Consider the following 17,845-nt stretch of genomic DNA (forward strand, 5'->3'; position numbering starts at 1 on the left):
GTGTCCCGGTTACGGCCGCAGCTGCGGCTCGCGCTCCAGGTCGGGCTGGTCGAGCTGCGCGTCCGGCGCCGCCAGCGGCGCCGCCTTCCCCGCGTCGGCGAGCGCCGCGGCCGGGGCGACCCCGGCCCACTGCAGGATCTTCGAGGTGGCGAGGGCCTTCTCGCCGTCCATGAGCCTGGAGACGTTCGCCCCGTGGTTGGCGCCCGGCGCGATCATGACGTGGCTGTCGCGCACCCCGTAGCCGAGGCGGAACGGCTCGGCGCCCCACGGGTCGTTCTGCCCGTACACGAAGAGCATCTGGTTGGCGTTGTTGCGCACCCACTTGTCGACGTCCGCCATCGCGCCCGGCTGGAAGGTCATGGGGATGTCGCGGGGCACGAAGTTGCGCGGCGGCTGGTAGCCGTAGCGGCTCAGGCCCTTCAGGTGCGGCTGCTTGATGTCCGGGGAGCCGAGCTGCGTACCCGCCTGGTAGTAGTACGGCGTGTACGTCTGCAGGCCCTGGTCGGAGTAGGCCGAGAAGCCGGAGATCGCGTCGATCGTGTCCCAGATCTCCTGGTCGCTCGCGGTGGCGGCGGCCGGGACGGAAGCGCAGTCGGCGAGCAGGCTGTACTGCCAGAAGGCCCACACGTAGTCGAGCACGACGGCCTCGTAGGCCCTGTCGAGGTCGCCGACGGTGGTGAAGGTCCAGCCGTTCTCGGCCGCGGCGACCGCGTACTTGGCCTCCAGCGGCTCGCGGCGTACCAGCGCCTCGCGCTGCACGGCGTTCAGCCGGTCGCGGCACTCCTTGGTGCCGACCTTGGCGAAGAACCGGTCGTAGGCCGAGTCCTCGTTGTTGACGACGTCGTTGGGCGCGACGTACGCGACGACGCCGTCCATGTCCCGCGGGTAGAAGCGCTCGTAGTACGTCGCCGTCATCCCGCCCTTGCTGGCGCCGGTGGACAGCCAGTTCTTCGGGTAGATCCTCTTCAGCGCGGTGAAGATGCGGTGCTGGTCACTGGCGGCCTGCCAGATGTCCAGGTGGGACCAGTTGGCCGGGTCGGGCCGGGAGGGAGTGAAGAATCGATACTCCATGGACACCTGGTTGCCGTCGATGATGGTCGTCGGCTCACTGCGGCGCGGGCTGGTACTGACGTTGTAGCCGGAGGTGAAGAACACCGACGGCCGCGAGACGTCCTTGTGCAACAGGGTCAGGCGCTGCTTGAAGGTGCCCTTCCACGGCTGCCGGTGGTCCACCGGCTGCTCGTAGTTCAGTACGAAGAAGCGGTAGCCGGGGTACGGCTTCTCCTCGATCAGGCTCATCCCGGGAATGCCGAGGATCTGGTCCTTGATGTCCGTGGCGGCCGTGGGCTCCGCGGCTGTGGCCGCTTGCGCCGTTGAGCCGGCCGCGCCCATGGTGCCGATGAGCACCACGAGCGACAGCAGCCATCCGAGCGTCTTGCGCATTCACCCTCCCCTTGAGTTCACTTCGGTCGCCGTGAACCTAGCCGGGCCAACACGTCACTGACCAGACCTAGTTGGGCCTGTCCCTCAGCACAGGATCCAGCCGGAATCCACCGATCCGGACCCGACGCTCCCCTTTACATACACGCAGCGGCTGATCGCACCGACGGTGACGGGACCGGCATACCGGGTGAATCGCCCGGCCTCGCGCACCGGGGCCCCGCCGCGCGGCTGGATGCTCACCGCCATCCGCCGCCGCTCGCCGGAGACCCGCGCCACGGTCACCGCGCAGGCCTGGTTGCGGCTCTTGTAGACGCGGACCTCGCCCGTCTCGAACTCCACCGTCCTGGCCAGCCGGCCGGCACACCCCTCGGTCGCGGCCCGCGCCACGGGCGGCGTGAACAGCCCGCCCACGCAGAGCCACAGGGCCGCCACGAAAACCCCCAGGGACGCGGCCCGGCGGCCGCGTCTCCCCCCTTGCTGCAACATCCAGTCCCCCGATCGGTCGTACGTACAGCACGCGCACGCACGTACGACGCCCGAACCTTCCGGATGGTTGCCGACCGCAAGGGTCCGGCCCGCCGGTACCGGCCACCCCTCCCTCGTACGAGTGCATCCACAACTTCCCGGCGGGACAGCGGGAGTTCACGCCCGGGACGGCGATTACGCTAGGTGATCACCACTCCGCCCGCCGTAGCCGTGGCTGCAGCCGTGAAAGGCAAAGAGATGACGAACGACCTGCTCGACCGCAAGCTGGAGCGCGCCTTCACGCACCTGGACGCCGACGGGAGCGGCGTGATCGACGCCGCCGACATCATCGCGCTCGGCTCCCGGCTGCTGTCGGCCCTCGCGGAGCCGGCCACCTCTCCCAAGGCGGACCTGGTGATGGGCGGGCTGGCCGACTTCTGGCAGGACCTGTTCACCGAGCTGGACATCGACCGGGACGGCAAGGTCACGCCCGAGGAGTACAAGCTGGGCATGACCCGCCTGTACGCGCAGGGCGGCCCCGCCTACGACCGCTCGTTCCGCCCGATGATGCGGGCCGTCCTCACGATCGTCGACACCGACGACGACGGGCGCATCAGCCCGCAGGAGTTCCACCGGGCGCAGGAGGCCTTCGACACGCAGCTGAGCCCCGCCGACACCGAGGCGCTCTTCCGGCGGATCGACGCGGACGGGGACGGCTCCCTGACCGTCGACGAACTGCTCGACGCAGTACGCGAGTACTACACCGGCACCGACGAGGACGCCCCGGGGAACCTGCTCTTCGGCGAGTTCTGATCCAGAGGCGCCCCCGGGCCCGGCGCAGCCCGGGCCCGGGGCGCCGCTCAGGCCGCGGCGCGCTCGTCCTCGCCGACGAAGGTGCGCCACAGCTCGGCGTACCGGCCGCCGCGCGCCAGGAGTTCGGCGTGGGTGCCGTCCTCCACGACCCGGCCGCGGTCCATGACCACGACCCGGTCGGCGCGCGCCGCGGTGGTCAGCCGGTGCGCGACCACCAGGGTGGTGCGCTTGCCCGCGAGCCGGTCCGTGGCCTGGTTGACCTGGGCCTCGGTGGCCAGGTCGAGGGCGGCGGTGGCCTCGTCGAGCAGCAGCACGTCCGGGTCGACGAGCTCGGCCCGGGCCAGCGCGATCAGCTGGCGCTGGCCCGCGGAGAGGTTGCGGCCGCGCTCGGCGACGGTGTGCAGGTAGCCGCCGTCGAGGGTGGCGATCATGTCGTGGGCGCCGACCGCGCGGGCGGCGGCCTCCACCTCGGCGTCGCTCGCACCGGGCAGCCCGTAGGCGATGGCGTCGCGGACGGTCCCCTGGAAGAGGTAGGCCTCCTGGGGGACGACCCCCAGACGGTGGCGGTATTCCGTCAGCTCCAGCTCCCGCAGGTCGGCGCCGTCGGCGGTGACCCGGCCGGAGGTCGGGTCGTAGAACCGGGCCACCATCTTGACCAGCGTGGACTTGCCCGCCCCGGTCTCGCCGACGAAGGCGACGGTCTGCCCGGCGGGTATCCGCAGGTCGATTCCGGCCAGCGCGTACCCCTTCTCGCCCCGCTCCTCGGCCGTCCCGTACTGGAAGCGGACGTCCTCGAAGACGATCTCCCCGACCGGTGATTCCGGTGTCCGCGGCCGCTGCGGCAGCGGGGTGCTGGTGGGCTCGCGCAGCAGCCCCTGGATCCGGCCGAGGGCGACCGTGGCCTGCTGGTAGCCGTCGAAGACCTGGGAGAGCTGCTGGACGGGCGCGAAGAACAGGTCGATGTAGAGCAGGTACGCGACCAGGGCGCCGGTGGTCAGGGTCCCCGCCTCCACGCGGCCCGCGCCGACGATCAGCACGGCGGCCGCGGCGCCCGAGGACAGCAGCTGCACGAAGGGGAAGTAGACGGATATCAGCCACTGGCCGCGGACCCGGGCCTCGCGGTACGAGTGGCTGCGCTCGGCGTAGCGCTTGGCGCCCGAGCCCTCGCGGCGGAAGGCCTGGACGATGCGCAGGCCCGAGACGGACTCCTGGAGGTCGGCGTTGACCAGGCTGACCCGGTCGCGGGCGAGCTCGTAGGCGGCGACGGACTTGCGGCGGAACACGATCGTGCCGACGACCAGGACGGGCAGGGTCGCGAAGACGATCAGCGCGAGCTCGCCGTCCAGGACGACCAGGGCGATCAGGATGCCGAAGAAGGTGAAGACGGAGACCACGGCGGTCACGAGCCCGGTCTGGAGGAACGAGCTCAGCGAGTCCACGTCGGTGGTCATCCGCGTCATGATCTTGCCGGTGAGCTCGCGCTCGTAGTAGTCGAGGCCGAGGCGCTGCAGCTGGGCGAAGATCTTGACGCGCAGGGAGTACAGCACGCGCTCGCCGGTACGGCCCGTCATCCGGGTTTCGGCGAACTGCGCGGCCCACTGTGCGACGACGACCACGAGGGCGAGCCCGGCGGCCACCCAGACGGCGCCGAGCACGGCCTGCTCCACGCCCTGGTCGATGCCGTGCCGGATCAGGATCGGCAGCAGCAGTCCGGCTCCCGCGTCCGCGGCGACCAGGCCGAGGCTGATGGCGAGCGGCGCCCAGAAGCCGTGGAGCAGACGGCGCAGGCCGTAGCTCTCCTCGGCGGCGGCGGCACGGGTCTCGTCCACCTCGGGGAGGTCGTCGGCGGGCGGCAGCGCGGCCACCTGCGCGAGCAGTTCGGGGGTGGCCGGCATCCCGGCGACCGCCCCGGCCATGGAGTGCCCGGCCCCGGGACCGCCGCTCCCCGGCGCGGGAGCGGAGCCGGCTCCGGTGACGGCTCCGGGTCCGGTGGCGGTCGTGCCGTCGGACTCCTCCTGGCGCCGCCAGAGCTCGGGGGTGACCCCGCCGGCGACCCGGCGCTTGGCGTTGACGGGCTCGGAGTCGATCTCCGCCTCGAGCTCGATGCCGCGTTCGACGTCGCGGTCGAGCTCGCGCTCGAACTCGGTCATCACGCGGGCGTCCGGGGTGCGCGGCGAGGCGGCGCCGAGCGCCTCGGGGTCGGTGAGCAGCCTGCGGTAGAGCGCGGAGCGGCTCTCCAGCTGCGCGTGCGTCCCGATGTCGGCGAGCCGCCCTCGGTCGAGCACGGCGATCCGGTCGGCCAGTGCGAGCGTGGAGCGCCGGTGGGCGATCAGCAGGGTGGTCCGGCCGGCCATGACGGACCGCAGGGCCTCGTGGATCTCGTGCTCGACGCGGGCGTCCACGGCGGAGGTGGCGTCGTCGAGGAGGAGCAGCCGGGGGTCGGTGAGGATGGCCCGGGCCAGCGCGATGCGCTGGCGCTGGCCGCCGGAGAGGGTGAGGCCCTGCTCGCCGACCTCGGTGTCGTACCCGGCGGGCAGCGCCCGGATGAACCCCTCGGCCTGGGCGGCGCGGGCGGCCGCCTCGATCTGCTCCTCGGTGGCGCCGGGGTGCCCGTAGGCGATGTTGGCGCGGATGGTGTCGGAGAAGAGGAAGGAGTCCTCGGGGACCAGTCCGATCGCGCCGCGCAGGGACTCGTACGTCAGCTCGCGTACGTCGTGGCCGCCGACGCGGACCGTGCCGCCGTCGGCGTCGTAGAACCGGGGCAGAAGGAGGGCGACGGTGGACTTGCCGCTGCCGGAGGACCCGACGACGGCGACGGTCTCCCCCTCCGCCACCGTGAGCGAGAACCCGTCGAGGACGGGCCGCTCGGGGTCGTAGCCGAAGCGGACGTCGTCGAACTCGACGGTGGCGGGCACGTCGGCGGGCAGCTCGCGCTCGCCCTCGCGGATCTCGGGCTCGGTGTCGATGAGCTCGAAGACGCGCTCCACGCCGGCGCGGGCCTGCTGTCCGACGGTGAGGACCATGGCGAGCATGCGGACGGGTCCGACGAGCTGGGCGAGGTAGGTGGAGAAGGCGACGAAGGTGCCGAGGGTGACCTGGCCCCTGGTGGCCATCCAGCCGCCGAGGGCCAGCATGGCGACCTGCGCGAGTGCCGGTACGGCCTGGAGGGCGGGGGTGTAGCGCGAGTTGAGGCGGATGGTGCGCATCCGCCCGGCGAACAGCCGGCGGCCGGCCTCGCGCAGCTTGCCGGTCTCCTGCTCCTCCTGGCCGAAGCCCTTGACGACGCGTACGCCGGTCACGGCCCCGTCGACGACGGTGGCGACGGCGGCGGCCTGGCCCTGGGCCCACCAGGTGGCGGGGAAGAGCTTCTTGCGGCTGCGCTTGGCTATGAACCACAGGGCGGGAGCCATGAGCAGGGCGACGAGGGTCAGCAGCGGCGAGAGCCAGAGCATGATCCCGAGGGATATCCCGAAGAGCAGGAAGTTCCCGATCGTCATGGGGAGCATGAAGAGCAGGCCCTGGATCAGCTGGAGGTCGCTGGTGGCGCGGCCGACGATCTGGCCGGTGTTCAGCTCGTCCTGCCGCCGTCCGTCGAGGCGGGCGATCGTGGCGTACATGTCGGTGCGCAGGTCGTGCTGCACGTCGAGGGCGAGCCGGCCGCCGTAGTACCGGCGTATGTAGGTCAGGACGTACACGAGCAGGGCGGCGGCTATGAGCATGGCGGCCCAGGGCGTCATGGGCCTGGTCCGGTCGCCGATGACGTCGTCGATGATGACCTTGGTGACCAGCGGCACGATCGCCATGAGGGCCATGCCGGCCAGCGAGGAGCCGAGCGCGAGCAGCACGTTGGTCCTGTACCGCCAGGTGTAGGCCGCCAGCCGCTTGCCCCAGCCCTGTTTCTCCCCAGCCGCTGTCTCTGCCGCCGCCACGTGAGCCTCCCCGTTCGTCCTGTCCTGCCGGAAGCGCCAACGCTCCGACCGGGGTATTTCATCCCGCCGCAACAATCGCACTGCCGTACGGCAGGGGCGCGCGGGCCGCGTCCGACCGGGGCGGGGACACGGCCGGGGCCGGGTGCGGCCCCTGTCAAGCCACGACTTTCCGGATCTGGGGCGGACGGGGCGCGCTGCGGATGCTGGAGGTCGGCCGCCCGCCGATCGCGGTGGCGCAGCGAAGGGATCGAGGACCATGTCCACTCACCACGAACACCCGACCGGCGCCGGCACGAGCACGGGCTCCGGCTTGATGCAGCGGACCGTCCGCGCCGTCGTCCCCTATGTCACCGCGTTCCTGATCGCGCTGCTCGCGGCCAAGATCGTCGGCCTGCTGACGGAGAACCCCTGGGCCCGGCTGGCCACGGCGCTGGGCGTGGCCGTGGTCAGCCTCCTCCTCCACACCTACGACGAGGAGGAGGCCGACGGTGACTGAGGGATGACCGTCTCGAAGTACAAGGTCCTCGGGCACCATCCGGAACTGGACACCGCACACCGGCGACCCCGGGCGCGCCCTAAAGGTGCGTCGGGGCGAACATTTTCAGGAGCGCCGGCAGGACGACCACCGAGGGGCCGGGGGTGGCCAGGGCCTTCTTGAGGTCGGCCGTCAGCAACTCCGGGGTGGTCGTGGTCGCCGGGACGTCGAAGGACGCCGCCAGGGCGGCGAAGTCGGGGCGGGTGAGCTCGGTGGCCGTCGCGGTCCCGAAGGACGCGGTCATGTACTCGCGCAGGATGCCGTAGCCGCCGTCGTCCACGATCAGCCAGGTGACGTCGAGGTCGTGCTGGCGGGCCGTGGCCAGTTCCGCGATCGAGTACATCGCGCCGCCGTCGCCGGAGACCGCGAGGACCGGGGTGTCCGGTTCCGCGACGGCCGCGCCGATGGCCGCCGGGAAGGCGTAGCCGAGGCCGCCCGCGCCCTGGGCCGAGTGCATGGTGTTGGGGTGCTTCGGGTCAAAGGCGGACCAGGCCCAGTAGGACAGGACCGTCATGTCCCAGAACGACGGGGAGCGCGGCGGCAGTGCCTTGCGGACAGAGGTGAGGAGGTCCTGCTCCAGGGTGACGTCCTGAGTCGCCAGACGGGCGGCGATGTCCGAGAGGACCAGGCGGACGCGCTCCGGGGCGGACGGGTCCTCGCGCTCGGAGACCGTCTCCAGCAGGGCCTGGAGGGCCAGGCGGGCGTCCGCGTGGATGCCCAGGGCCGGGTGGTTGGACTCCAGCTTGCCGAGGTCCGCCTCGATCTGGACGACCCGGCCCGTGGGGAAGAACGTGTGGTAGTTCGAGGACAGTTCACCCAGGCCTGAGCCGACGACCAGCAGGACGTCCGCGTCCTCCAGGAAGTCCGTCATGTGGCGGTCCTCCAGCCAGGACTGGAGGGAGAGCGGGTGCGTCCAGGGGAAGGCGCCCTTGCCGCCGAAGGTGGTGACGACGGGTGCGTTCAGGCGCTCCGCGAGCTGCTTGAGCTTGCCCGCCGCGTCCGAGCGGATCACCCCGCCGCCCGCGATGATCACGGGGCGGGTGGCGTTCTCCAGCCAGTGCGCGGCCAGCGCCGTGAGCTCGGGGCGCGGCGCGAGCTCGTGCGGCGTCGCGTCCATGCCGCTGACCTGCGGGATGACGGTTTCCGTCCGCAGCACGTCCTCCGGGATCTCCACCCAGACCGGGCCGGGCGGGACCGTGAGGGCCGATTCCCAGGCCTCGGCGATCACGCCGGGGATCTGGGAGGGGGTGCGGGCGACCTGGACGGACTTGACCACGTCCCGGAAGGACGCGGACTGGTCCCGCAGCTCGTGCAGGTGCCCGCGCCGCCCGCCGCCGAGGCCCGCCACCGGGACCTGGGAGGAGATCGCGAGCACCGGGGCCGAGGCGGCCGCCGCCTCCGCCAGGGCGGGCAGCGCCATCAGCGCGCCCGGGCCGGTGGACAGCAGCAGCGGTACCGCCTCGCCGGTGATCCGGCCGTACGCGTCGGCCGCGAAGCCCGCGTTGTTCTCCGTACGCAGCCCCACGAGGCGCAGGTCGGAGCGGCCGACCGCGTCGAAGAGGGCGAGGGCGTGCTGGCCGGGCAGGCCGAAGACGGTGGTCGCCCCGAGGCCGCGCAGCGTTTCCACGACCAGGTCCCCGCCCGTCCGCCCCGGCGGCGGCGCGAGCGCGGCCGCCTTCTGGGCTTCGGTGGGACGGAGTACCAGGTCGTGGTCGTGCGTCACTTCGCTTACTTGCCCTTCGCCTGCGCGATCTGTCGCGACATGATCGTGGTCAGCTCGTACGCGGTGTGCGAGGCCGCGACCGAGGTGATCTCGGCGTGATCGTACGCCGGGGCAACCTCGACGACGTCGGCGGAAACGAGGTTGCAGGAGGACAGGCCGCGGATGATCTCCAGCAGCTCGCGGGAGGTCATGCCGCCCGCCTCGGGGGTGCCGGTGCCGGGCGCGTGGGCCGGGTCGAGCACGTCGATGTCGATGGAGATGTACAGCGGGCGGTCACCGATGCGCTGGCGCAGCTGGTCGGCGACCTCGTCGGCGCCGCGGCGGTAGACGTCGGCCGAGGTGACGATGCCGAAGCCCATCTTGGCGTCGTCGTCGAGGTCCTGCTTGCCGTACAGCGGGCCGCGGGTACCGACGTGGGAGAGCGCCTCGGTGTCGAGGATGCCCTCCTCGACGGCACGGCGGAACGGGGTGCCGTGGGTGTACTCGGCGCCGAAGTAGGTGTCCCAGGTGTCCAGGTGGGCGTCGAAGTGGAGCAGCGCGACCGGGCCGTGCTTCTTCGCGACGGAGCGGAGCAGCGGGAGGGCGATGGTGTGGTCGCCGCCCAGGGTCATCAGGCGGGAGCCCGCGGAGAGCAGCTCGTCGGCGGCCGCCTCGACCGTCTCCACGGCCTCGTTGATGTTGAAGGGGTTCACGGCGATGTCACCGGCGTCGGCGACCTGCGCGAGCGCGAACGGGGAGGCGTCCTGGGCCGGGTTGTACGGGCGCAGCAGGCGCGAGGCCTCGCGGATGGCGTTGCCGCCGAAGCGGGCGCCGGGGCGGTAGGACACGCCGGAGTCGAAGGGCACGCCGACGACGGCGACATCGGCGGAGCCGACCTCGTCGAGGCGGGGCAGACGGGCGAAGGTCGCCGGGCCCGCGTAGCGCGGGATGCGGGAGGAGTCGACGGGGCCGCGCGGCTGCGTGCTCATGGGGGGTGCCCTTCTGGTGGTCCTGCGTGTGCGGTACTTCGAGCGTAAGCGGGCTGCCCGGGGGTGGGGAGTGTACGTTTCATCCATCTGGCACAGCTGAAATGTACGGAGTATCCATGTCCGGCCTTCCCCGTGATCCGGCGGACGACCACGCCCCTCCCGGCGCCTCCGCCGCGCCCGGCGGCTCGGGCGCTGCGGGCACCTCCGGGGTCGCGGGCACCTCCGGCGTCGCGGGAGCCTCCGGCGGCCCTGCCGGGGAGCCGCTCACCCCGCCCGTGCTCCTCTCCTCGCTCCTCGGCGACCGGGAGCTCGGCCTGCGCCACCTCGCCGGGCCGGCCACCGCCGGGGTCCACGGGGTGCACGCCTCCGAGATGCCCGACCCCTCCCCGTACCTGCTCGGCGGTGAGCTGCTGCTGACCGCCGGGGCGGGCCCCGCCGACGACCCCGACGGGTACGTGGCCCGGCTGGCCCGGGCCGGGGCGGCCGCGCTCGGCTTCGGGGTGGCCCCGGTGCACGAGGAGGTCCCGGCCGCGCTGGCCGAGGCCTGTGCCCGGCACGGGCTGCCGCTGCTGGAGGTCCCGCCGCGGACCCCCTTCTCGGCGGTCGCCCGCGCGGTGGGGCGGCTGCTGGCGGAGGCCCGGACCCGGGAGCTGCGCCGGGTCACCGAGGCCCAGCAGGCCCTGGCGGCGGCCGCGGCCCGCCCCGATCCGGTCCCGGCGGTGCTGGCCAGGCTCGCGGCGAGCCTGGGCGGGTCGGTCGCCCTGTGGCCGGGTGGCCGGCAGGCGGGCCCGGAACTGCCGGCTCCGGCCCGGGAGGCCCTGTCCGCGCTGCTGGCCCGAGTCGGCCGCGAGGGCGGGCCCGCCACCGCCACGGACCGGGCGGGCGGACACCATCTGGCCGCCTACGCCCTGGCCGGCCGGGCGGCGCTGGGCACCGCGACCCCGGCCCGCGCGCCCGGCGACCACACAGTGGCCTCGGTGGCCGCCGTCCTGCTGACCCTGCTCACCGCCGAGCGGCCCGCCGGGGCGGAGGCCGCGGCCCTGACCCGGCTGCTGCTCGGGGACGCCGTGGACGGGGTGCTCGGCCCGGGGCCCTGGTACGTCGTCCACGCCCGCGGGGCCGGGGATCCGCAGGCCCTCGCGGCCGCGCTGGGCACCGTACTGCTCGACCCGCACGAGGGCGGCGTACGGCTGCTCACCGACCGGGAGCCCGCACCGCAGCCCGGCTGGCGGCTGGGGGTGAGCGACCCGGCCGCGCCCGACGCCCTTGCCACGGCGGACGCCCGGGCCGGGCGGGCCCTGCAGCGCGCGGAGGCGGCCCGCACCCCGCTGGCCCGCCACACCGACCCCGGCCTCGCGGGCTTGGTCGGCGAGGCCGAGGCCCGCGCCCACGCCGAGGCCCTGCTCGGGCCGCTCTCCCCAGCCCTGCGGGAGACCCTTCGCGGCTGGCTGGCCCACCACGGCAACTGGGACCGCACCGCCGCCGCGCTCGGGATCCACCGCAACACCGTCCGCCAGCGCGTCGCGCGCGCCGCCGAGCTGCTGGACCGGGACCTGGACGATCCGGACGTGCGGATGGAGCTGTGGTTCGCGCTGCGCAGCACCTCCGCACGAGGGGGAGGGTGAGCCACCCCACGCTTTCCGCTGCGCCTCCGCTCTGGACAGTCAGATTGACCGACCGGTAACTTAGCCTGAGCAAGCGCTTAGCCATAGGCGGCGGACCGCCGCGACCGAAGGGAGCCGGCCGTGCGCCGTACCGTTTTCAACGAGGACCACGAGGCATTCCGCGAGACCATTCGCGCCTTCATCGAGGCCGAGGTCGTCCCCGTGTACGACGAGTGGTTCGCAGCCGGTCAGGCGCCGCGCGACTTCTACTACAAGCTCGGCGAGCTGGGCGTCTTCGGCATCAACGTGCCCGAGGAGTTCGGCGGCGCGGGCCTGGACACCCACAAGTTCGAGGCCGTCCTCTACGAAGAGACCTCCCGCGCGGGCGTCAACTTCGGCGGCTCCGGCGTGCACGTGCTGCTCGCCCTCCCCTACATCAAGATGCTGGCCGACATCGAGCAGAAGAAGCGCTTCCTGCCGAAGTTCGTCTCCGGCGAGGAGATGTGGGCCCTCGCGATGACCGAGCCGGGCACCGGCTCCGACGTCGCGGGTATGAAGACCACCGCCAAGCTCTCCGAGGACGGCACGCACTACGTCCTCAACGGCTCCAAGACCTTCATCACCGGTGGCGTCCACGCCGACCGCGTGATCGTCTGTGCCCGTACCTCCGCCCCGAGCGAGGACGACCGCCGCTTCGGCATCTCCCTCTTCGCCGTGGACACCAAGTCCGAGGGCTACTCCATCGGCCGCAAGCTCGACAAGCTGGGCCTGAAGACCTCCGACACCGCCGAGCTGGCGTTCGTCGACGTGAAGGTCCCGGTCGAGGACCTGCTCGGCGAGGAGGGCAAGGGCTTCTACTACCTCGGCCACAACCTGGCCTCCGAGCGCTGGGGCATCGCCTTCGGCGCGTACGCCCAGGCCGCCGCGGCCGTCCGGTTCGCCCAGCAGTACGTCACGGAGCGCACCGTCTTCGGCAAGCCCGTCGCGCACTTCCAGAACACCAAGTTCGAGCTGGCCGCCTGCCAGGCCGAGGTGGACGCCGCGCAGGCCGTCGCCGACCGCGCCCTGGAGGCCCTGGACGCCGGCGAGCTGACCCCGGCCGAGGCCGCCTCCGCCAAGCTGTTCTGCACCGAGGTCGCGCACCGCGTGATCGACCGCTGCCTCCAGCTGCACGGCGGCTACGGCTACATGAACGAGTACCCGATCGCCCGCCTGTACGCCGACAACCGCGTGAACCGCATCTACGGCGGCACCAGCGAGATCATGAAGTCCATCATCGCCAAGTCCATGGGTCTGTAAGGAATTCGGGCACCTACCCTTCCCCCATGAACGAGGCACTGACGAATCTCCTCGATCTGCTCGATCTCGAGCAGATCGAGGAGAACATCTTCCGCGGTACCAGCAGGCCTTCGCTGGTACCGCGGGTGTTCGGCGGCCAGGTCGCGGCCCAGGCACTGGTCGCGGCCGGGCGGACCGTCCCCGCGGACCGCACCGCGCACTCCCTGCACTCGTACTTCCTGCGCACCGGGGACACCGGCGCGCCGATCGTCTATTCGGTCGACCGGATCCGCGACGGGCGCTCCTTCACCACGCGCCGGGTCGTCGCCGTCCAGCACGGCCAGCCGATCTTCCACCTCTCCGCGTCGTTCCAGAAGTACGAGGACGGCCTCGACCACCAGGTCACGATGCCGCCGGCCCCGGACCCGGAGACCCTGCCGACCGCGGCCCAGTCGCTGCCGGCGTACCGCGAGATCTTCCGCGACCCCGGCACGGTGGAGCGGCTGATCGAGACGCGGGAGGCGGTGGACCTGCGCTACGCCACGACCCCGCCCTGGGGCAGCGTCGGCGAGCCCGTGGAGCCGCGCTCGCAGGTGTGGTTCCGTACGGCCGGCAAGCTCGACAGCGCCGATCCGCTGCTGCACACCTGCCTGGCCACCTACGTCTCCGACATGACCCTGCTGGACTCCGTACTGCTCGCGCACGGTCGGGGCGGCTGGGCGGTGGGCGACGTGGTCGGCGCCTCGCTGGACCACGCGATGTGGTTCCACCGGCCGTTCCGCGCGGACGAGTGGCTGCTGTACGACCAGGAGTCGCCCTCGGCGGCCGCGGGCCGGGGCCTGGGCCAGGCCCGCATCTGGACCCAGGACGGCCGGCTGGCCGTGACCGTCATCCAGGAGGGTGTCGTACGCGTCCCGCGTGCGTGACGTCCGCCCGGCCGCTCAGTCCCACCAGAACCCCCAGTGGTTGCTACCGGTGACCGCCTCGTCGGCGTAGGCACGGATGCTCCCGGAGCCCTGCCAGATGTTGTCGGGCGAGAAGGCGAAGTGCTCCGCGGCGACGGGGAGCGCGTGGGCGGCCGTACGCGGCGGGGCCGCCACGGACACGTGGAGCTCGTCGAAGCCGAGGGCGACGACGCGGGCGCCGAAGCGGTCCTCCCAGGAGCGCAGGACGGCGCTGATGAGGGCGGTGTCGTTCTCGAAGTTGGCCGGCCCGCCCCAGCCCATCGCGGTCGGTACGTCGGCCCCGCGGCCGGCGGGGATCAGCGCGAGCCGCGGGCTCGGCAGGAAACCGCTCGCGATCAGCTCGTCCGCGAGCGCGCGGGCGGCGGCCTCCGGATCGACGCCGTCCGCCCCTGCCTCCGCGAGGCCAGGCCAGTCCCTGCCGAAGGGCGCGATGATCTCTTCGCCCTCCTCCCCCTCCTCCGGATCGGGAACCGCTCTGCTCCAGAACTCGCGCAGCACCGGCTCGACGTGGTGGTCGTCGGGGTCGGACATCCGCTCGGGCGAGAACTCCCGCTCCTGCCACCACCGTTCGAGCCCGCGCCGCCCCTGGATCAGCACGGCCTGCAGCCCGGCGGCCGCGAGCGCGGAACTCCGGTACGCGGCGAGCGCCCCGACTCCCACGGGCTCGTCGGACACCCACAACAACGACTCGGGCTTCCTGCCACGACTCCGCCGCCCCGGCGCGCTGACGAGCGCTCCCGGCGGCAACTCAAGCCCGATCGACTGCCCTTGGGGATCCTCCGCCAGGGCGGACAGCGGGGTGCGCACCTTCGAAGACTTCGCCATGGGCCGACCGTAACGACCACCACTGACAACCGGCGGGCCTGGAGCGCGCGTCGGTAGGCAATGACACGGAAGGCCCCGGCCGGGAGTCCCGGCCGGGGCCTTTCGCTGTCCGCGCGGCTGCGCCGTCAGCTCAGGCCCGCCGCGTCCAGGAGGTACGCCACCATCGGGTCGTAGTGGCGCGGGTCGCGGACGTGGTCGTCCAGGGGGATCGCCACCTGGAGGGTGCCCTCGGCCTCGCCCAGGAAGAGCGCCGGGTCGTTGCAGTCGGCGTAGCCGACCGCGTCCAGGCCGCGCTGGGCCGCGCAGCCCGCCCAGCCGTGGTCGGCGACGACCAGGTCCGGCTGCGGACGGTTCTCCGCCGTCAGGCCGTCCAGGATCGCGGCCATCGGCTCCGGCGAATGGGTGTGCCACAGGGTCGCGCCGCGCTCCAGGACCGCGACATCGGCGAACTGCCACACCGAGCCCTCGTCCGCCGTCAGGCCCCGGGGGATGACGACGATCTCGCAGCCCGCCGCCCGCAGAGCCGCCGCCGTCGCCCGGTGGACGTCCAGGAGGCCGCCCGGGTGGCCGGTGGCGAACAGCACGCTCTGCCGGTCCGCCGCCGCCTTGCGCAGCCGCGCCGCCAGCCGGTCCAGGCCGGCCACGGTCAGCTCCGGGTCGATGGTGTCCTGGCCGTACCGGATGGCCGGGTCGTCCACGACCCCGCACCGCTCCGCCATCACCGCGAGCACGTCCTGCTCGTCCGCCCAGCGGTCGCCCAGCTCCAGGCCGAGCCAGTAGTGCCGGTCGCCGTTGGCGAGCTTGCGGTAGTGGGAGAGGTTGTTCTCGCGCGGCGTCGCGACCTGCCCCGCGATCCGCGTGCGGACCAGATGGTCGATGAGTTCGGCGCGGGTGGGTACGGGCGTCTCTATCGGCTTCGGCATACGGGCCATTCTGCCGCCGCCGGGCCGGAGGCGGCGCGTCCATTCCGGTCGGCGGACGCCGCGGGTCATGCCGACAGCGCCCCGAACGCGCCGTGCGCGAGGCGCCGCAGCAGCGATTCCGTCGCCTCCCGCCCCAGGGCCGCCAGGTGCGGGGTGGAGTTGAGCAGGCCGAAGACCGCGTGCACGGAGACCCGTACCTCAGCCTCGACGACCTCCGGGTGCAGTTCCCGGACGACCTCCACCCACAGCTCCACGTACTGGCGCTGCAGCTGGCGGACGAGCTTGCGGTCGGTGTCCCGGAGCCGGTCGAGCTCCCGGTCGTGCAGGGTGATCAGCGCCCGGTCGTCGAGCGCGAAGTCGATGTGTCCGTCGATGAGGGAGGACAGCACCCTGGCCGGTTCGCCCGCGGCCTCGGCCACCCGGTGGCGGCCGCCGGTCAGCAGCCGTTCACTGATACCGACGAGAAGTTCGGCGAGCATGGCGTCCTTGCCCGCGAAGTGCCGGTACAGGCCGGGGCCGCTGATGCCCACCGCGGCCCCTATCTCGTCGACGCCGACGCCGTGGAAGCCGCGCGCGGCGAAGAGACGAGCGGCCTCACTGAGGATCTGCTCGCGACGGGTCGGGGCGGCCGCTCTGGTGCTCATGGGAAACCATTCTAGACAGGGCCGTTAGCGGTCGTTAACCTAAGCCCCACACACGTTAACGCTCACTAACAGCGTGCACCGAGCAAGTGGAACGAGCAAGGGAGCTCGACCGATGCAGCAGGCACCAGTGCTGACGAGCGCCGCGGACCCGGCGTCCGAGGCCTGGCGGACCAACGAGGCCGCCCACCGCGAGCTGACCGAGGGCCTGCGCGCCCGGCTCGACGCGGCCCGGCTCGGCGGCGGCGAGAAGGCCCGCGCCCGCCACACCGCCCGCGGGAAGCTCCTCCCCCGCGACCGCGTGGACGCCCTCCTCGACCCCGGATCCCCCTTCCTGGAGCTGGCCCCGCTGGCCGCCGAGGGCATGTACGGGGGTGCGGCCCCCGCCGCCGGGGTCATCGCGGGCATCGGCCGGGTCTCCGGCCGCGAGTGCGTGATCGTCGCGAACGACGCCACCGTCAAGGGCGGCACGTACTACCCGATGACCGTCAAGAAGCACCTCCGCGCCCAGGAGGTGGCGCTGGAGAATCGTCTCCCCTGCCTCTACCTGGTCGACTCCGGCGGCGCCTTCCTCCCCATGCAGGACGAGGTCTTCCCCGACCGGGAGCACTTCGGCCGCATCTTCTACAACCAGGCCCGCATGTCGGGGGCCGGCATCCCGCAGATCGCCGCTGTCCTCGGCTCCTGCACCGCGGGCGGCGCGTACGTACCGGCCATGAGCGACGAGGCCGTCATCGTCCGCAACCAGGGCACGATCTTCCTCGGCGGCCCGCCGCTGGTGAAGGCCGCCACCGGCGAGGTGGTCACGGCCGAGGAGCTCGGCGGCGGCGAGGTCCACTCCCGGATCTCCGGCGTGACCGACCATCTCGCGGAGGACGACGCGCACGCGCTGCGGATCGTCCGCAACATCGTGGCGACCCTGCCCGACCGCGGGGCCCTGCCCTGGTCGGTCGAGGCACCGGAAGAGCCCAAGGTGGACCCGGACGGGCTGTACGGCGCGGTCCCCGTCGACTCGCGCACCCCGTACGACGCCCGCGAGATCATCGCGCGGATCACGGACGGCTCCCGCTTCCAGGAGTTCAAGTCCGAGTTCGGCCAGACGCTGGTCACCGGCTTCGCCCGGATCCACGGACACCCGGTCGGCATCATCGCCAACAACGGCATCCTGTTCGCCGAGTCCGCCCAGAAGGGCGCGCACTTCATCGAGCTGTGCGACCAGCGCGGCATCCCGCTCCTCTTCCTCCAGAACATCTCCGGCTTCATGGTCGGCAAGGACTACGAGGCCGGCGGCATCGCCAAGCACGGCGCCAAGATGGTGACCGCGGTGGCCTGCACCCGGGTGCCGAAGCTGACGGTGGTGGTCGGCGGCTCGTACGGCGCCGGCAACTACTCCATGTGCGGCCGGGCGTACTCGCCCCGCTTCCTGTGGATGTGGCCCAACGCCAAGATCTCCGTGATGGGCGGGGAGCAGGCGGCCTCGGTCCTGGCGACGGTCAAGCGCGACCAGATCGAGGGCGCGGGCCAGGACTGGCCCGCCGAGGACGAGGAGGCCTTCAAGGCCCCGGTCCGCGCGCAGTACGAGGAGCAGGGCAACGCCTACTACGCCACCGCGCGGCTGTGGGACGACGGGGTCATCGACCCGATGGAAACCCGGCAGGTGCTGGGACTGGCCCTGACCGCGTGCGCGAACGCCCCGCTGGGCGACTCGGGCTTCGGCATCTTCCGTATGTGAC

At 72.6% G+C, this 17,845-nt stretch carries 14 protein-coding genes; 6 read left to right on the plus strand and 8 right to left on the minus strand.

What is annotated here, in order from left to right; translation table 11 throughout:
* Window positions 1–9: 9 nt before the first annotated feature.
* Together OG444_RS14555 and OG444_RS14560 are read right to left on the minus strand one after the other, a co-directional pair.
* Window positions 10–1,443 carry an aminopeptidase gene (locus OG444_RS14555; protein WP_327262585.1) on the minus strand — a complete coding sequence of 478 codons (1,434 nt, stop codon included), beginning with the start codon at window positions 1,441–1,443 and terminating at the stop codon, window positions 10–12.
* Between the two features lie 84 nt (window positions 1,444–1,527).
* Window positions 1,528–1,875: a hypothetical protein gene (locus OG444_RS14560; protein ID WP_327262586.1), complete on the minus strand. Its 348-nt coding sequence runs from the start codon at window positions 1,873–1,875 to the stop codon at window positions 1,528–1,530.
* A 291-nt stretch (window positions 1,876–2,166) separates the two neighbouring features.
* Between OG444_RS14560 and OG444_RS14565 the strand changes: the two genes are divergently transcribed.
* The gene (locus tag OG444_RS14565) at window positions 2,167–2,721 is read left to right on the plus strand and encodes an EF-hand domain-containing protein (RefSeq protein WP_327262587.1); all 555 of its coding nucleotides are present in this window, start codon (window positions 2,167–2,169) and stop codon (window positions 2,719–2,721) included.
* A gap of 47 nt (window positions 2,722–2,768) precedes the next feature.
* On the opposite strand, the gene OG444_RS14570 is transcribed toward OG444_RS14565, so the two are convergent.
* Window positions 2,769–6,650 carry an ABC transporter ATP-binding protein gene (locus tag OG444_RS14570; RefSeq protein ID WP_327262588.1) on the minus strand — a complete coding sequence of 1,294 codons (3,882 nt, stop codon included), beginning with the start codon at window positions 6,648–6,650 and terminating at the stop codon, window positions 2,769–2,771.
* Window positions 6,651–6,906: 256 nt separating this feature from the next.
* Here OG444_RS14570 and OG444_RS14575 point away from each other — a divergent pair, with 256 nt between their 5' ends.
* Window positions 6,907–7,146, plus strand: coding sequence for a hypothetical protein (locus tag OG444_RS14575; protein ID WP_327262589.1), 240 nt, complete (start codon window positions 6,907–6,909; stop codon window positions 7,144–7,146).
* A 79-nt stretch (window positions 7,147–7,225) separates the two neighbouring features.
* Here OG444_RS14575 and OG444_RS14580 read toward each other — a convergent pair whose 3' ends face one another.
* Together OG444_RS14580 and speB are read right to left on the minus strand one after the other, a co-directional pair.
* Window positions 7,226–8,908, minus strand: a complete 1,683-nt coding sequence (locus OG444_RS14580) for a thiamine pyrophosphate-binding protein (RefSeq protein ID WP_327262590.1) — start codon at window positions 8,906–8,908, stop codon at window positions 7,226–7,228.
* Between the two features lie 5 nt (window positions 8,909–8,913).
* Entirely contained in the window at window positions 8,914–9,876 is a 963-nt protein-coding gene (gene speB, locus OG444_RS14585; protein ID WP_327262591.1) for an agmatinase, read from the minus strand.
* Between the two features lie 116 nt (window positions 9,877–9,992).
* Between speB and OG444_RS14590 the strand changes: the two genes are divergently transcribed.
* The 3 genes from OG444_RS14590 (at window position 9,993) to tesB (ending at window position 13,684) form a co-directional block, all read left to right on the plus strand.
* Window positions 9,993–11,501, plus strand: coding sequence for a helix-turn-helix domain-containing protein (locus OG444_RS14590; protein ID WP_327262592.1), 1,509 nt, complete (start codon window positions 9,993–9,995; stop codon window positions 11,499–11,501).
* Window positions 11,502–11,621: 120 nt separating this feature from the next.
* Complete coding sequence (locus OG444_RS14595) at window positions 11,622–12,779, plus strand: acyl-CoA dehydrogenase family protein (protein WP_189737167.1); 1,158 nt, start codon at window positions 11,622–11,624, stop codon at window positions 12,777–12,779.
* A gap of 26 nt (window positions 12,780–12,805) precedes the next feature.
* Window positions 12,806–13,684: an acyl-CoA thioesterase II gene (gene tesB / locus OG444_RS14600; protein ID WP_327262593.1), complete on the plus strand. Its 879-nt coding sequence runs from the start codon at window positions 12,806–12,808 to the stop codon at window positions 13,682–13,684.
* Window positions 13,685–13,699: 15 nt separating this feature from the next.
* Here tesB and OG444_RS14605 read toward each other — a convergent pair whose 3' ends face one another.
* From OG444_RS14605 to OG444_RS14615, 3 genes are all read right to left on the minus strand, one after another.
* The gene (locus OG444_RS14605) at window positions 13,700–14,548 is read right to left on the minus strand and encodes a DUF4253 domain-containing protein (protein ID WP_327262594.1); all 849 of its coding nucleotides are present in this window, start codon (window positions 14,546–14,548) and stop codon (window positions 13,700–13,702) included.
* 125 nt (window positions 14,549–14,673) lie between these two features.
* Window positions 14,674–15,480, minus strand: a complete 807-nt coding sequence (locus tag OG444_RS14610) for a phosphatase (RefSeq protein WP_327262595.1) — start codon at window positions 15,478–15,480, stop codon at window positions 14,674–14,676.
* Between the two features lie 56 nt (window positions 15,481–15,536).
* Window positions 15,537–16,115: an SACE_7040 family transcriptional regulator gene (locus tag OG444_RS14615; RefSeq protein ID WP_327262596.1), complete on the minus strand. Its 579-nt coding sequence runs from the start codon at window positions 16,113–16,115 to the stop codon at window positions 15,537–15,539.
* A 112-nt stretch (window positions 16,116–16,227) separates the two neighbouring features.
* Between OG444_RS14615 and OG444_RS14620 the strand changes: the two genes are divergently transcribed.
* Window positions 16,228–17,844 (plus strand): carboxyl transferase domain-containing protein, encoded by a 1,617-nt coding sequence (locus tag OG444_RS14620; protein WP_327262597.1) that lies wholly within the window; start codon window positions 16,228–16,230, stop codon window positions 17,842–17,844.
* The last annotated feature ends 1 nt before the right edge of the window (window position 17,845 follow it).

Origin of the sequence: Streptomyces sp. NBC_01232 (assembly GCF_035989885.1) — a bacterium.
Classification (GTDB): domain Bacteria; phylum Actinomycetota; class Actinomycetes; order Streptomycetales; family Streptomycetaceae; genus Streptomyces.